Genomic DNA, 16,303 nt, shown 5'->3' on the forward strand with positions numbered 1-16,303 from the left:
TTTGTTATTTTACCTATGGATTAGGTCCGTTTGATGTTCCGAGTGATTCCATACAGCATGCTCTGCCATTGCTTCTTGTGCCAACTCAGCCAGCATTTCGGTTTGCAAACTATCTTGCTCTTTATCCAATAAATACAATGCGCGAACATACAGCATGCGTAAGTTTTCATAACCGTTATAGGTGTAATGATAGTTAGCCAGTTCCTGCCACAATGCCATAACAGCCCCTAGCATCAATGCAAACTGAACGCCTAGCAGCGTAAGCGTAGATATAGCGAGCCAATTATCTAATTGATTCTGTCGCAATTCGTGAGCCATTTGGATAGCCATCAATACCGCGGCAACAACAATAGCCAAAGTGAATGCCCGACTAGACCAGCGGGCTAAAAACGTAGCAGCCTTCTTTGGTCGCTTATATAAGAATTCTTTTAACGTTGATTTGCTGGTCATTTGCAGACGTGAATCTAAGAAGTCTATTTGTCCCTGTAACCATTCGGTTTTCACTAACCTGATATCTGCATTCACCGTTTGTGTCCACAGTACTAGCTCGGCAAGTCTGGAGACATAGTTAATGATTGGCCAATTTTGTCTGTATCGTCGAGGAATAATGGGCTTCACGTCTGGCGGAACATTGGCTAGATTCAGGTAAGCACGAATTCTGAGAGCCTCTGCAACACAGCGGAAGGTTTGATATTTAATCTTGGTTTGGTTTTTCTTTTCCTGTTTGATTAAAAATACCAGGCCCAATATACAGACCAAGATTGTCACATTGAAGACTATACCAAGCGGCTTATTGAGTAGTGCAGACATCAGCTCATATGAGATAAGCCCGTAAAGTGCGATGCGAATAAAGCTTTCAAGGTTGTTGCGATAACTTTTTTGATACGCTAAAGCCGAAGCATCTGCTTGATAAAATAAGCTGGCAGATTTCTTCAAGCCTTCTTCTATCCCTGCTATTTTATGCTCTGATGCGTCGACATGACTTCGCTCTGCAAAGATATTGAAACGAACAAGTTGCTGGTTAAGCAAAGCAAATTCGTTACTCAAAAATTCCTTAATGGGGTTTTCTTGTTTATTCAAGCAGTAGCTGACATAAAGTGGATAGGGTGTGTCGTGATAGTCTTTATGCTCTAGTTGAACGAGTTTTGACAATAAGGGGATTCCTGAAGCAGACTGACGTCGATTAATAGAAATATGTTGAACAACACCACCAATTTGGCCATCAAATTCACTATGGGGCTGCAATCCGACAGCAATAGCATTGCTACACCAATCTAACCGTTCACCACACTTGTATCTAACAATATCTGCGGTGCCGCCAACACCTCTGCTAAGGTTGCCGTCCCATAGCGCCATAAGTACGTGGCTGTATTTAGCAATAAACAATCCTACATTTAAGTACTGATAGTCCCGTTGTTGCTGGGCATCCATTTCGGCAGATAAAGGCGTGGTTCGCATTGCTTGAAACGGCTCACTAACCACTATCATATTCTGGCGATGGGCGTTCAAGCGGTTTTTAAATCCAGACAGGCCAAATTGGTATTCTTCTGGCGTCGTCACGAAGTCTTTTTCATACTCTTCTTCTGCCATTGGCAAGCATGGAAAAACTTCAAAATTATTCGTGCCATCAATACCACTGTCTCGTAATTCTTCAAGAGCCTGAACTGCCAATAAATCACACCCTTCAGCCATCGCACTCATCAACCAGATAGGCGTTTGTTCACCCAATTTTTTACGCCAGTAAAGAATACAGTCTTTGATAGCGTCCTTAATTTCAACTATTGAGGAATTACCCGTTTGAAGTTGATAAGGATCTCGATGACCAGTGACGCCAATAATAAAGGGAACTGACGCACTAGAGGGCGTTGATTCTTGTGACAGGTGATCTTGGAGTGCGTGCACTGCACTTTCCTCAATATCAAAAGTGAATTTGAGTCAGTAATTGTTTATAAATAAAACAATAGCCCAGTGCAGAGCGCAAGTCACCTCCTCATTGATCACATAGGATTTTTACGTAATCATGCAACCTTTCACTGCAATAGACGGTTCTTTATTAAAGAAACAGGCTTATCATCCCTGGATTTGAGCGACGCCTAAAACTGTAAACCAGGTTAATAATTCACATTAATTCATTAATACTTCTAACATTTTTATTATTTTTTCTGTGTTAATTTCACCCATTAGTTCTGGGTTTGAAAGCGCATAAATATAGCCTTCATTGCGTGCGAAATTAATATCATCTCTGCATTCTATAAAGTTTGCCCACTCCTCTAATTCATCTGCCGATATAAAACCGGCGATAAACAGCTGAAGTACATCGGCTAATATTGAATCGGATATTTCTACTAACTCGACGTCGCTATCAAATCCAAATTGACATAACGCCGAAAATGCCGGTTCGCGACACTCACCAAATGTGATTATTTGAACGAGTGCTTCAACTCTCTTCATCATTCATACTTTTTAAATCGCCTGTAAGTTAACCGATACAGTATCCACCTGTTAATTAATAAGATGGTCACGCACATCGTTCAGCAATGTAATATGCGGCATTGCTGCCAACACATCAGAGGACGACGACCAGGGATACGATAATGCTTCCAACCAGGACATTACCGCTGCCTGATCCGTAAAGGAAAGAACAATCATATTGTCTATTACTATGGTTAAACGGCTCACCAAATTTGAATCGGGCGCTTCAAATATCCACTGATAATCCCCGTATCCTACTCGCGACAGCCCGGACGATTTTTCTGTCATACCGACTAACCATCGGCAATTCAGGCTGGTGTTATCTTGCTGTAGCGTATCGGTAAGGCAGATGGTATAGACATTTTCGTATAACGTATGAAAGTCTCTCACTAATGTTTCGGTTATATTTGGCAAGCCTGACACGATAGGCGGGAAGGAAACATTGGCCGTACTTACCTTCATTTCAAGCGTAGCGTTGTGAGAAAAGACATGATCCATTAAATGAGGCTTATGCCCATCTTTTGCCCGTATATATCGACACACTTGTGCCACAAACTGACTATCCATATTGATTCCCTACATCCAATTCTTTACGGCGTTTATTGATTCAAGTGACATCAGACTAGTCGATTGCACTTATACATCGAACTTATACACCGCACTTATTCGTTAGCAATGTCCTGAGCAAGGGCTGTTATACCCCGATCACTCAAGCAATATCAATGTGATCTTGAACAAGACTGGTTGTTCTGCAAGCTGATACCTATGAAGCAGTACCTGGGAATCAGCAACTATGAATCAGCGCGTATAAATCAGCTTGGATTATCTGATGTATAATTGTCGCTTTTCCGACTCTATGAGTGTTTATGACACAGCGTAAACGTAACAGCTATTTCCAATGCAAGCAGTTCACTATTGACCAGGGTGACTGCGCGATGAAAGTCACGACCGATGCTTCTCTGTTAGGTGCGTATGTCGATGTATCTCATGCGCAGCGCATACTCGATATTGGCGCAGGCACAGGATTACTCAGTTTATTTGCCGCGCAGCGATCTTCTGCCTGTATTGATGCGGTGGAACTGGATGTGAAAGCGGCTGAGCAGGCACGTAAAAACTTTGCTAATAGCCCGTGGCCTGATCGATTATCACTGCTAGAAATGGATATTCGTGACTACGCACCCCAACACCTGCAACGTTACGATTGTATTATAACCAACCCTCCTTTTTTTACTGACTCAACACCCAACCCTTGTGAGCGCACCGCACTAGCACGACACAATACGCATCTGCCTTTAGCTGATTTGATGGCGGCCATTAATCAGCTATTAAGTGCCGATGGTCTGGTGTGGATTTTACTACCACTGGCAGAATCAGACACCCTGATTCAACTCGCTGAACCACTAGCACTCTATCCACAACAGAGAATGCTAGTGCAAAATAGCAGCCGACACGCGCCTCATCGTGAAATTTTGTCATTAGGCAGAAACCGCACGACAGTCGCGCACAGTGTTTTTTCGCTTTATAAAGAGCACCCTTTCCATACCCACGCGGCGGCGGCATTATTCGGCCAATACTATACCCGTATGAAAGTCGAAGAATAATGTTATAAAAAGCAGTCACTTATCATAAAGAGCCATTAACGCTACAGAATATTTATTGCAGCTTTGTCATCATTTATTCACACACTCAGTTTAGCCTTCCAGTCATTAGTTTTAACCCGCCACTCTTGGCTACTGATTAGCCATTAATGAGCAACCACATTTAACGACTACTGGATATTTGTAATGAAAAAACTCGAACTTCAGAATGCTGCTAACCCTGTAAACGATGACGAGTCAGAATTTTCTAAAATCATCGAAAGCGGTTTGAGCCGTCGTCGTTTTATGCAAGGTGGTGCGGCTGCAATGGGACTTTTCCTGGCAGCAAATCCTTTGGCACAAGCCATTGCAGCAGTAACACACCCTGCCAGCAAATTGCTGGGATTTACGGCAATGCCGATCAGCACCTCCGATGAGTTTCTTGTTCCTGAAGGCTATATTGCTAAACCACTAATCTCATGGGGTGACCCGATTCTTAAAAATGCTCCGGCCTTTGATGAATCAGGTATGCAGCCCAGCTCTGCACAAGCAGGCCAGTTTGGTGATAATACCGACGGTATGAGTCTGTTTCCATTGTCCGGTAACCGTGCCCTAATGGCCGTTAACAATGAGTACACTAACTATCTGCTTCTGTTTGCTCATCAAGGCAATAACCTGACGGCTGATGATGTTAAGAAAGCACAGGCAGCTCATGGTGTCTCCATCTTTGAAGTAGAATTAAAAGCCGATGGTCACTGGCACTACCTGAAAGACTCTAGCTACAACCGCCGTATTACCGCCAATACCGAAATGGAACTGACCGGTGTTGCCGCTGGCCACGCGTTGTTAAAAACCAATGCAGACCCTACCGGTAAAAAAGTACTGGGCACATTTAACAACTGCTCTAATGGTAAAACACCTTGGGGAACGTACCTGACATGCGAAGAGAACTTTAACGGTTACTTTGCAGCACCGGGTGCTGAGATGGACACACATCAAAAACGTTATGGTTTGAAAGCGGATAAGAACAAATATCAGTGGAACACCTTTGATCCGCGTTTTGATATGACTAAAGAGCCGAACGAGCCGCACCGTCATGGCTGGATTGTTGAGATTGATCCGATGGACCCAACCTCTACGCCGAAAAAACGTACCGCACTGGGTCGTTTCAAGCATGAAAACGCGGCTGTAACCTTGGCTGATAACGGTCATGTTATCGTGTATCTGGGTGATGATGAACGCGGCGAACACATTTACAAATTTGTATCTAAAAACCGTTACAACCCTGATGATAAAGCCGCCAACACGGATCTTCTGGAAGAAGGCACTCTGTTTGTTGCACGTTTTGATGCTGCTGAAGGTGAGCTCAAAGGTAATGGCGAGTGGCTTGAACTGACGCATGGTAAAAATGGATTAACAGCAGAAAACGGCTTTGACAGCCAGGCTGAAGTCATGATCTATGCACGTGAAGCCGCTACGATTGTCGGCGCTACCACAATGGATCGCCCCGAGTGGATAGCCGTTCACCCTGACAACAAAACCATCTTCTGCACGCTGACCAACAATAAAAACCGTGGCAATAAAGATAATCAACCTGTTGGTGGCCCTAATCCACGTGCCGATAACAAATATGGCCAGATACTCCGCTGGATGCCGGAAAAAGGCGATCACACTAGCGATGCATTCAACTGGGATCTGTTTCTGGTCGCGGGTAACCCAACAGTACACAGTGATTTTTATGCCGGCAGCGCGAATATCACCGATGAAAACATGTTCAACAGTCCTGATGGCTTAGGCTTTGATGATGCTGGCCGCATGTGGATTCTTACAGATGGTAAGTATTCGAACGAAGGCGACTATGCCGGCATGGGTAATAACCAAATGCTATGTGCTGACCCTGCTTCAGGTGAAGTACGCCGCTTTGCTACCGGGCCTATCGCTTGTGAAATTACAGGTCTGACTTTCTCACCCGATCAGCGCAGCATGTTTGTTGGTGTGCAGCATCCGGGTGAAGATAATAAACCATCACACTTCCCTGCTGGCGGTAACAGCAAACCCCGTTCTAGCATTATGGTTATTCAACGTGAAGATGGCGGCATTATCGGCGCCTGATCATCGCCCCTGATCAACAATAGCATTCTGATAAAAGCCCCTTAAAAAAGGGGCTTTTTTATACCAGTTAACTATTTGTTACTAAGAGTGCTCCAAAAGAGCTCGAACTGAGTTCTTAGGCGTTTTAGCTATCTTTTGTAGTAGTTTGAAGGGTATTTCCGGAAGTACAGTCTGTTTTTCAATAGTTCTTAACATAGCCTGCCATAGTTTGGCTGCCATTTCTGAGTCGTATAAGGCTCTGTGAAATGCGCCGTCACTGGGGATATTTGCATACCGCACCAATGTGCCTAGCTTATGGTCTGGTGCATGCGGATAGATCCGGCGAGCCACCAGCATTGAACAGGCAAACTGTCCTGAATAGGTGCGTGATATGTTACTTAATTCTGCGTCTAAAAAGCGTTTGTCGAATGAAGCATTATGCGCGACCAGATTATAACCGCTAATAAAATCGGCAAATTGAGACATCACCTCTTCGCATGAAGGAGCATGCTTTAACATACTGTTGGTAATCCCGGTGTAGTCTTCAATAAAACCACTGATACGCTGCCCAGGGTTCATTAACTCCTGAAAGCGCCCGGTTATTTCACCGTTTTCGATACGCACCGCGCCAATCTCAATAGCACGATCACCCATAGTCGGTGATAAGCCGGTGGTCTCGAAATCCAATACGACGACCGTATCTGCATTGGGCATAGCGGGTTCCTTTATTCGTGGTTTTTGATTGGGTGCTGAAATGTCGCAGTAATACTGCCTAAATCACCATATGCTAAGGAAAATTCCACATTAGGTTGTACTTCAAATACGCCAGCGTAGGAGCCGGTAATCACCACCTGCCCTGCTTTGATATCGATACCACGCTGTGATAGAAAATTAACTAACCAAAACAAAGGACGTTGCGGAAACAGATGAGGATGTTTACCTGGCATAATTTCAACTGCTGATTCAACTGCTGATTCAACTGCTGACTCAACTGCTGATGGAACGGCTAAAAGAGCGCTTGATTGAGCAAGCGTGAAATTAATCTCTGACGCTGAAAAAGCCTGAGATAATGTGATTTCTGGCCCGACAAAAACCCCTTGGTTAAACAAACAATCAGCCAGATGCTCATAATAGGTGACCTCTTCCGAAGGCACATAACGGTTCTGAATAAGCTCAAGTGCCAGGTGCGCACTCCCTAATGCCGCAGTGATTTCTTCTTCGGTGTAAGCTTCTTTACGGCTGGGTAGGTCGTGTGCAAATTTAAACGCAATTTCCGGTTCTATCTTACAAACGCCCTCATCCAATTGTATCGGGCACGGAGATTGGTTAAAAACAGTGCTACCCAGTATAGGTGCCACAATAAAATCATCACCGTTGGGTAATGAACATTTCCAACCACCCAGCGTATCTTCCATTTGATCCAGCATCGCCTGCTGAATGGCAAATCCATCTTCGATCGTATGTGGCCGCAAATAAGCGTCGTATCTGGCCGATATCTGGTGTGTTATACGCCGCATTAATAATAAAGCGGCGCTCACCTCGATCAATGATGTTTCCATTACACACCCTGAAATAATGTTTGTTTTACTGAACGTTTATCGCCTGTATTTCAGACTGACAATCAGCCACCTTAACATTAAAAAACGCAAAGGCCATTACTAACGGTGTATGTCACGGCGTTTGAGTAACAGGGCCGGTCAAACGCTCAACCATGCTGTTAATGGCCTGCATTTGTGGCGCATCTTTATGTGCATAGTTAAAGGGTGGCAAATTGTTACTGGTATATCCCCAAAAATCCCAGCATCCGCGCGGATTGATAGTCGATTTTTTCACCTGCGGGTACAGCACAATCAGATGATTACTATCGGCCACTTCCATATAACCCGTTTGTTCAATGTAGACGGTATTGATAACGGAGATTCCCTGCCGGCATCCATGTAAAGCAACATGCACACGGCACTGCTCTGTTCTGCATGACTGGGGAATATACACGTAAGCATCGTCATCCATACCCGCTATGGATGATTCGAAAAACTCCCTTTGATTAAAACGAATAAGGTCACCTTGTGGCACTGCAACCGGCTCGTTTAACTCACCATAGATATGGGTAAGCATTCTCTTTGCCTGCGGGATATTACAGTTATTGATGTAAGGCGCCTGTGTGACATCACACTCAGAATCATCTGCATCATTGGTAATAAATGCATGGCCTGCATCAACCGTTTTATTATAAAAAACCTGATCATCACTCAAGCCAAGTAAATGGTAAAATTCGGAGGTTGAATCAACGACTTTAGTGACGACTGTTTTATCGTTAAGTCCGGAAAAAATATAGACGTTGTCGTCTTGTAAATTTTCCAGATCATCAATAAGTGCATCATTAGCAGACGTTTTCGCCAGATCCACGAGGTCGCTACCATCAGGGAAAAATAGAGAAGGACAGATAAACCATGTGTATTTACAAGGGTCCATACAAGTCGTCACTGCATTATAAAGCGGCGACATAAATGAAAAAGTGGATGCACAATTCCACGGCCCACCCGCCACGATACCCGCACCGACTAAATTTTTTGAGTAAGCCACATGAAATTGCGCCGCCATAAAGCCACCAGACGATAAACCAGAAACGGAGGTTTGATCAGAAAAAGCGTTCATCTCTGGCAACCGTATTTCCTCAGCACTGACTATCTGGGTCATCATGACCATTAACAGTACAATAGAAAATCTGATTTTATGTAGCATAGTCATTAAGCCTCCTGGCTTTCGATATCATTTTATTGTTCCATAATTTACACATGACAAATCTTAAAGTTAATGTCTTTTTAGTCGAACTATTTTATGGAATTGTATGGGCATACTCTTCGTTACATTAGGTTACGCTGCACCGATTCGAGCGTTTGGCTGATTAAGGTATTGATAGTCATCGGGCCTACACCACCAGGCACAGGCGTAAGCGCAGATACGCGGGATTCTAACCCTGTTTTTTCGATATCGCCAATACCCCCCTCGTGATAACCGGCATCGATAACAACGGCACCATCTTTGATCCATTCGGCCTTGATGAGCTCTGGCTGCCCTACGGCACCAACAACAATATCAGCCTGGCGTACCAGCGTTGCCAAATCGATTGTACGGGAGTGGCAGAGAGTAACCGTTGCGTTTGCATTGAGCAGCATAGCGGCCATCGGTTTACCTAAAATAGGGCTACGTCCGACAACAACCGCGTGCTTCCCTTCAATAACAATATCGTAATGTTTGAGTAGCGTCATAATGCCCGCCGGTGTTGCCGAACCAAATGCGTGTTCTCCCATCGCCATACGGCCAAAGCCTTGCGTGGTAACACCATCTACATCTTTTTCCAGTGCGATAGCATCAAAACAAGCACGTTCATCAATCTGATCCGGCACCGGGTGCTGCAATAAAATACCATTCACTTTGGGATCGTTATTCAGACGGTGGATCTCTGCCAACAGCTCTTCAGTAGAGGTACTGGCAGGCATTGCGATGCTTTGCGATCCCATACCGACACGTCCACAGGCGTTTATTTTCATCTGTACATACGTTGCGGAAGAAGGGTCATCACCCACTAGAATGGTAGCCAATGCTGGCTTACGACCACCTTCGCTAACCAGCTGATCAATAACAGTTTTTAGCTGCTGCTCGCGGCTTTTAGCTAATACTTTCCCATCCAGAACCAGTGCAGGCATCAGATAACGCTCCTCATTAACAATCTAATTAAACCAAACCGCGATTTCATGAAATAACGATGCAGGTAAGATTTAAAATTTTCCCAGAAATAAAAAAATATTAATCACTCCAGAACAAACTCACGACTATAAAATCATCAGCTCACACCCTGTCACATTTTATAATAAAAAAATGACAGAGTGCGCTAAATAAGACGGATGCTTACTCTATTTAGAATAGATATTTGGAATCTCTTTAAAAATCTGCTTAAGCAGCGGCTTAAAAAATAGCGAAAAGCCTGCTAGCTGCTTATCTTAGGAAGCTTTTTACTCAGTGTTTTCGGGTGTTTATCCCAGCGAACCTTGATATCGAACTGCTGCCGGTCTTCCTCTTCAGACGCACTCACTTTTAAGTACAGCAAGCCCTGTGGTTCCAGTGTTAACACACCTTTATCGTCACTAAACTCAAGACTGCCTTTACCCAGTCCTTTGGAAATAGCTTTAAGCAGGTCCTGAATATCAGCAGGATCTAACAGGGCTTCATGTTTAAACGTGGTTTTGGATTTCATTACTTATTATCCGTCAATCAGCTGTAGTTCTTTTGGTTTGAGTACTTTGGCTGTCGGGTAGTCGCAACTAATGCCAATGATGCCGTTGCGTTTATCAATTAAGGTCGCCCCCATACCAAAGCCCTTCAGGCCTTCATTTTTACGCGAATGCCGATCAAGCGTTATATCTGCTTCAACATGTACGAGCCCTTTTTTGATCGCAATTCGTTGTCCTTCTTGTTGGTTAATATGCCCTTGAACCACCACGCGAATACCGGCTTTGTGTATAGCTTTAACGCCACGCTCTGTCAGAGGAAGATCGACATCCCTGTATTTAGTTCTGAACGTATTGGCTATCGAACTATAATAAAAACCAAATAAATCTCTGTGTTTAAGGTTGCGGTGGAAGGCTTTATTGGCATAACCCGTACCACTTTTTAACAACAATTCACCCATGGTGTCATCGAGACCCGCATGCAGGAATAAAAATGATCCGCGTTTTTCGACCAATTTCATCTTACGATAAAACCAGTGAAACTCCCCTTTTTTATGCAGAAAGAGTTTCTGGCACTTAAGAGAAGCGGCATATATATGCTGTAAACTCAATCCGGCGGCAACACAGTTTTTCTCAAAGCTCTTTACCTTCGAATGCATTTTCCGGACCTCTCGTTCAATCCCTTCTGTGGTCAGTTGTCCTGCTGCATGATAAGGAAATTGTTCGAACCACTTTTCATTCGGGAACAACGCTTTGCGACAAGCATCTTCATCGGGAATATTACGCTGCCAATTTTTATCCGCTAAATACTGCTCGAACACTTCTTTGAACAGAGGGATGACTTTTTTACCCATGCGTACGAAAAAGTGCTGATTACCAATATCTTTTTTCCGCGCTAATGCTAACAACCCCATAAACAATCGTAGATCATGATTACCTGCCAACAACGTCACACGCGCATTGAGGCGATAGAGATGCTTAACACTGCGCAGTAGAGACAAATTACTTGGCCCCTTATCAAGACAATCCCCACCAATGATAATTTCAGATTGTCGGCCTTTTTTCGTCAGTTTTAAATGACAGAGCCCGCTATCCATTTGCTTAGTGACGCCAGCTGCAATCAATGAGGCTTCAAACGCATGTGCATCAGCATGAGGATCGGAGATAAAAACAACAGGCCGCTTTGGCCAACGCAATTCATGTTTTGCAGGGACTTTTGTCGAGCGTTTCTTAGAGAGTTTCTTAGAGAGTTTTATTGAAGGTTTGGCACCTTTTATCGAGTGCTTTATGACTGTTAATGGAGTCTCCTCAGGCTCTCTGGCAACAGCATTACAGGAGCTACGGCCTTGCGGCCATGAGGTCCACTTGTTCGGTAACCTGGCAATAATATCGGCGTGTTCAGGACGATCGGAAATATAAGGGAGAGGGCTTAGCATTTTCATCATTTACCTATCATTCACTTATCAATAAGTGTGCTGTCGGTGAGTCCATCATCAATCTGGTACGTCTTGAATCTGACGCTGTTTCCATTGGCCGAAAAGCAGACGCGGGCACTGACCATCGGCAAATTCAAGCCCCATTTCAAATACCACCGGATGTCCGTAAAACATACTCAGCCTTTTAATATCGCACCGCTTAATAACATTAAGATGATACGCCGCATGCCTGATAGCAGCACCGTGGCCAACGAACAACTTAATGCCACTCTTCATTCCACTCTTCATTTCACTCTCAGCGCCTTCGCGCCACGCTAACAAATGCTGAGCGACACGCTCACCCGCCTCCATCAACGACTCTGCCCCATCAAATGGCAACCGATAATCACTATCCGACTTCCAGTTGGCTGGCGGCGTATCAAAACGTGGGTCCAGTTCGATAACACGTTCTATTTCGCTGACACTCAAATTTGCTACGGCGCCGACACTACGCTCGCACAGGCTCGGAAAGCTTTTCAGTTGCGGAGGTGCCTGAAAGAATTCATGTAATTCTTCCATGTATATTTGGCCTGTCTGCCACGCCCGCAACAGTGTGGATGTCTCCACCAGCGGATCGAGAGTGCGACCTGTTGCACGCAACCATAGACCAAAAGCACGCGCTTGTTGTCGAACCTCTTCCGTACCTTCTCTGGTTAATGGATAGGGTTGCAGGGCACTGGGCACATTCGGTAATTGCTCGTAAGCGCCATGGCGAATCAGTGCGCAACAGACATTGCTCTCCGTGCTCATCATGTATCCATTTGCTCAATCAACTCGAACGCTTTATCGAAGTCTATCAACCCGGTAAGCCTGAAAACACATACGCCTTTGAGCATCGCACAATAGCTTGCTACGGATGCACACGCATTCAGGTCACCGAAAGCGCCGGCGGCATCCTGAAAAAATGGACCTGGCCGTTTGCGTAAACCTTCAATGGCTTGTGGTTCATCCTCAAGATTAACCCTTTCCAGACGCGTCGGTTCAGTTGAATCCAGAGACCAATCCAGCATCAGCAGGTTAGTCAGTTCGCCTTGCAGCTGCACACGATCCGGACCGTATTCATCTTCGATTTGCACATCATATTTTTGCTCTAATACCCATAAATCCTGCTGCGTTAACTGGCGCATTTTATGCTGCTGATCTACAGGCAAAATATGTTTCAGACGCTCAGAATGCAATAAGGTGCCGGGATTGACGCGCGGTAACTTTGCCACACCAACCGCTGTTACAGCGTCCTGTGTAGCCTGCATCAGAATACGGTCATTGGTTAAAAATTGTCTTTGCTGATTTTCCAGACATCTCAACATCAAGGTCGACTTGCCGCCGCCAGAGCCGGCGGCAATGGCCGTTACTTTTCCTTGGACGACGAAGCCAGACGCATGGCCGAGTAAATAGCCACGGCACAAGTGGGCGTTAATAAATTGATTGTTGATAAAGTTAATGATCTGGGCAATATTCTGCAAGCAAGGGCCGACAACCACCGGATCCTTCTGACGCTGTAGCATAAGCATGCCGGTTTTAAATTTTTTGATCCAGCGTCCTGACTCACTATCCAGATAGCCTTCTTTTTTGCCTTGTTTGCCGGCTTCCCGGGGCACCTCTTGCCAATCGAGCGACTCACTGGCAGTCGACTGTTCAATCACAAAGATGTCTACTTCATGTTCGGTGGCCGTGTCTTCCTGATAGCTTTTATAATAGTCGCTAAGCTGATCAAGAATGATCGCGACGTTGCTATGGACGTTTACACCTAGCGAACCGAATACTAACCTTGAATTGAACCGGCAATTCGAAAGCTCCGTCTGCAGCGCATTCGCATCGAGTGGATTAATGATCATTTACAGCGCCTCTATCACTTTCCCTACAGTTCGCCACTTCGGCAAGGATATAATTTGCATAGGCGGAAGCCGCATCGACACCACAACCATCAAGCGCTCCTTTGAAACCGCCAAATGCTGACACCTCAAAGACAACAGGCCCTTCATCGGTAAGCGCGATATCTACCGTCGTAAAGCTAAGGTTAAAGCACGCCTGGGCGCGGTGACCTAGCTCAATCAATTCAGCACCGGGCTCAAAAAGCTCATAGCGACCCCCGCTTTGAATGGTCGTATTCCATGCGCCCGCCTCGGCAACCCGCGCATAGGTACAGAGATACTCCCCGCCTAAAAACACCATTCCCAAATCCCGTCCTTTCAGGTCTAACGCCTGCTGGATATAGAAAATCGAGTTTGTCTGACGATATTCTTCTAACTGGGATTTGACCTCTTCATCGCTGTCCTTTTGCCCTAAAATCAACATACCGCGTGCTTTAGTCGAATACAGCGGCTTGAGTATCGCAGAGCCAAATTCACGAATGGCATCAAAAGCACGCTGGGAGCATTCCGTCACGCGGGTTTTCGGCATGGGAATGCCACCTTGCTGCAGCACCAGTGTTCCGCTCAGACGGTTGATCAGTTTACTCATACTCTGTGTCGGGCTAAACACCGGAACACCAACAGCCTCAAGGTGAGCCAGCATATGGATTCGATCTTCGGTACCCGGCGCATAAATTTCGCTGATTTTCTTAACCACCAACCCATCAAGCTGGGTTAGATCAAAGCCGTTACACATTAGCTTATTGCTATCCAGGCGCAGCTCTACATCCTTCATATCGAAAACAGCACGAAACCCGGTTTGCGCTTCTAATCTATCAGCGAGTACTTCCGTTGACCATTTACCAGGGATGCCAACGACCCCTATTCTGGACTTATTCAATATAAAGTTCCTCTAATGGTATGTTAAACAGCAACTCTTGCTCGGGTGAAAGTTGCGCCAATTGTTCGAGTAAATAACGCGCCCGCAGATGCATGCGGGACGCGAGCTTCTTATCAAAAATAAAGCGTGTTGAGGTGGCAAAAGAACGCGCTAATCCAGCCGCCAGACGAGGCTCAAAATAGTGATCGCCGCGGCGTTTAGCAAAACCCCGTGCGAAATGGTAGATCTGAATGGCACTGGCCATCATCAACTCACGCGTTGAGCCACTGAGTACTTGCAGACGATAGATAGAGACCATTAATACCGAGATATCCTGAATATAGTCCAGGTACGTAGAACGGTGTAGGTCTATAAAATAGATGCGCCCTTCAACAGCGTCGTAAATCAGGTTATCGACATTGAAGTCGCCATGGATCAGCACTGAAAAGGGTGCCATCCAGCGTGACTCTTTCGCCTCTACCTTGCTTATTAAGGTTCGAAAACCCGGCCGGATATATCCACAGACACTGTACTCATCAGCAAAAAAGTCGGGATGTATCTTGATGCTATCGCCGATACGTTTCTCTAATTGCGCCATGAATTTTGCATACGAAGGTTCAGGCGTATAGGTTGCCTGCCAAATGCGTTCCAGTGTTTTGAATAACGTAGCGAGTGCCTGGTCAACTTCATCTTTGCGTCCATCAAGCAGCAAAGCTTCCAGAGTTTTACCGGAAAGATGTTCGATCAAGAGCGCAGATGAGCCACCTTCTGACACCTCATGAGCCAATACATCAGGGGCTAGCCGGCGATCAACTTTCTGCCAGTTTTTTACGCCCTCAACTTCTTCAGCCAGTTTGCTCTGATCACCTTCTTTATAGACGGCGAGTACGTCCTGATCAGATTCGTTTTTGTGAGAGATGGCGGCGATAGCGCTGCCTGAACGCGTCAATGCTAAGCGGCGTACTTTCAGGTCGCTAAGGCTATAGTTGAGTGTTGATGCGGTATTACGCAGGTGATCGTAGTTCTGCAAGGAGACAACCTGGCCCAGATCCGCTTTAATCAAGGCTTCACCAACAATCGCCAGCTGATCGATAACGCGCTTTAGTCCGAAGCTACTCAATATCGCCGCGCGTAACTGGGTGTCGCTTAATGAACCTTTCGCCGCTAAGGTGGCGATTTGTATCTCATCATACAGAGACAGCAAGCCCTGCCTGCGTCGACCAAGCTTTATGCCTGTGCGGCGCTGGGCTTTATCCATACCTAGTTTAATCAGGTTGAGCGCCCGCGCTATTCTGTGTACTAATCTGGCGCACGCCTGACTGCCAGGATGAATGTACGCTTCTGTCAAGGTGCCTTCTTGTATACAGTCAAGAAAACTGCTGGATACACCCTCTAACGCGGCAGCAAGCGATCGTATGGCCTCTACCCGCATATAATAAGCGGTACCCGGCTTACGCCTGGCGATCATCAATGCGCACTCAGTCTCAATTTTTTCGTGCAGTGTTTGCACATAGCCACGACGGGCACGAATGCGCGGCAGAAGATCTATTGAATGCGTTTTAAAAAAAAGATCAACAAGATGGCAATGCGTTTCTACTTCGTTGAGGAGAAAATGAAGGTTCTCCTGAATGCCCAAGGGAGATGTTGGCATGATTGACTAACCGTGATACGACTTTGGCGCCTACTATACGCGAATTACACGACTAAAAAATTACGTTTTTATTACAGT

At 45.4% G+C, this 16,303-nt stretch carries 15 protein-coding genes; 2 read left to right on the plus strand and 13 right to left on the minus strand.

The genetic code is table 11. The annotated features are described in order from the left end of the window. Positions 1–9: 9 nt before the first annotated feature. The 3 genes from Nant_RS19530 to Nant_RS19540 form a co-directional block, all read right to left on the minus strand. The gene (locus Nant_RS19530; protein ID WP_054343362.1) at positions 10–1,902 is read right to left on the minus strand and encodes a hypothetical protein; all 1,893 of its coding nucleotides are present in this window, start codon (positions 1,900–1,902) and stop codon (positions 10–12) included. Between the two features lie 222 nt (positions 1,903–2,124). Beyond that, positions 2,125–2,454 carry a hypothetical protein gene (locus tag Nant_RS19535; RefSeq protein WP_202905050.1) on the minus strand — a complete coding sequence of 110 codons (330 nt, stop codon included), beginning with the start codon at positions 2,452–2,454 and terminating at the stop codon, positions 2,125–2,127. 48 nt (positions 2,455–2,502) lie between these two features. Next, positions 2,503–3,039, minus strand: coding sequence for a hypothetical protein (locus tag Nant_RS19540; protein WP_054343363.1), 537 nt, complete (start codon positions 3,037–3,039; stop codon positions 2,503–2,505). Between the two features lie 299 nt (positions 3,040–3,338). Here Nant_RS19540 and Nant_RS19545 point away from each other — a divergent pair, with 299 nt between their 5' ends. Continuing rightward, complete coding sequence (locus Nant_RS19545; RefSeq protein WP_054343364.1) at positions 3,339–4,073, plus strand: tRNA1(Val) (adenine(37)-N6)-methyltransferase; 735 nt, start codon at positions 3,339–3,341, stop codon at positions 4,071–4,073. Between the two features lie 183 nt (positions 4,074–4,256). Beyond that, positions 4,257–6,161, plus strand: coding sequence for a PhoX family protein (locus tag Nant_RS19550; protein WP_054343365.1), 1,905 nt, complete (start codon positions 4,257–4,259; stop codon positions 6,159–6,161). An 81-nt stretch (positions 6,162–6,242) separates the two neighbouring features. On the opposite strand, the gene Nant_RS19555 is transcribed toward Nant_RS19550, so the two are convergent. The 10 genes from Nant_RS19555 to Nant_RS19600 form a co-directional block, all read right to left on the minus strand. Then, positions 6,243–6,854, minus strand: coding sequence for a 3'-5' exonuclease (locus Nant_RS19555; protein WP_054343366.1), 612 nt, complete (start codon positions 6,852–6,854; stop codon positions 6,243–6,245). Between the two features lie 11 nt (positions 6,855–6,865). Then, positions 6,866–7,699, minus strand: a complete 834-nt coding sequence (locus Nant_RS19560; RefSeq protein WP_054343367.1) for a hypothetical protein — start codon at positions 7,697–7,699, stop codon at positions 6,866–6,868. Positions 7,700–7,811: 112 nt separating this feature from the next. Further along, positions 7,812–8,888: an extracellular catalytic domain type 2 short-chain-length polyhydroxyalkanoate depolymerase gene (locus tag Nant_RS19565; RefSeq protein ID WP_202905051.1), complete on the minus strand. Its 1,077-nt coding sequence runs from the start codon at positions 8,886–8,888 to the stop codon at positions 7,812–7,814. A 116-nt stretch (positions 8,889–9,004) separates the two neighbouring features. Next, entirely contained in the window at positions 9,005–9,847 is an 843-nt protein-coding gene (locus tag Nant_RS19570; protein ID WP_054343368.1) for a tetrahydrofolate dehydrogenase/cyclohydrolase catalytic domain-containing protein, read from the minus strand. Between the two features lie 281 nt (positions 9,848–10,128). Next, the gene (locus tag Nant_RS19575; RefSeq protein WP_054343369.1) at positions 10,129–10,395 is read right to left on the minus strand and encodes an amphi-Trp domain-containing protein; all 267 of its coding nucleotides are present in this window, start codon (positions 10,393–10,395) and stop codon (positions 10,129–10,131) included. Positions 10,396–10,401: 6 nt separating this feature from the next. Continuing rightward, positions 10,402–11,814, minus strand: a complete 1,413-nt coding sequence (locus tag Nant_RS19580; protein WP_238377200.1) for a metallophosphoesterase — start codon at positions 11,812–11,814, stop codon at positions 10,402–10,404. A 48-nt stretch (positions 11,815–11,862) separates the two neighbouring features. Continuing rightward, the gene (locus Nant_RS19585; RefSeq protein ID WP_238377201.1) at positions 11,863–12,597 is read right to left on the minus strand and encodes a histidine phosphatase family protein; all 735 of its coding nucleotides are present in this window, start codon (positions 12,595–12,597) and stop codon (positions 11,863–11,865) included. After that, entirely contained in the window at positions 12,594–13,679 is a 1,086-nt protein-coding gene (locus Nant_RS19590) for an HprK-related kinase B (RefSeq protein WP_054343371.1), read from the minus strand. The genes Nant_RS19585 and Nant_RS19590 overlap by 4 nt, the downstream gene beginning before the upstream one ends. Further along, entirely contained in the window at positions 13,669–14,595 is a 927-nt protein-coding gene (locus Nant_RS19595; RefSeq protein ID WP_054343372.1) for a GAK system ATP-grasp enzyme, read from the minus strand. The genes Nant_RS19590 and Nant_RS19595 overlap by 11 nt, the downstream gene beginning before the upstream one ends. Beyond that, on the minus strand, positions 14,588–16,225 hold the full coding sequence (locus Nant_RS19600; protein ID WP_054343373.1) for a phosphotransferase family protein: 1,638 nt from the start codon (positions 16,223–16,225) through the stop codon (positions 14,588–14,590). The genes Nant_RS19595 and Nant_RS19600 overlap by 8 nt, the downstream gene beginning before the upstream one ends. Between the last annotated feature and the right edge of the window lie 78 nt (positions 16,226–16,303).

Origin of the sequence: Neptunomonas antarctica (assembly GCF_001305295.1) — a bacterium.
In the GTDB taxonomy this organism is placed as follows: Bacteria; Pseudomonadota; Gammaproteobacteria; order Pseudomonadales; family Balneatricaceae; genus Neptunomonas; species Neptunomonas antarctica.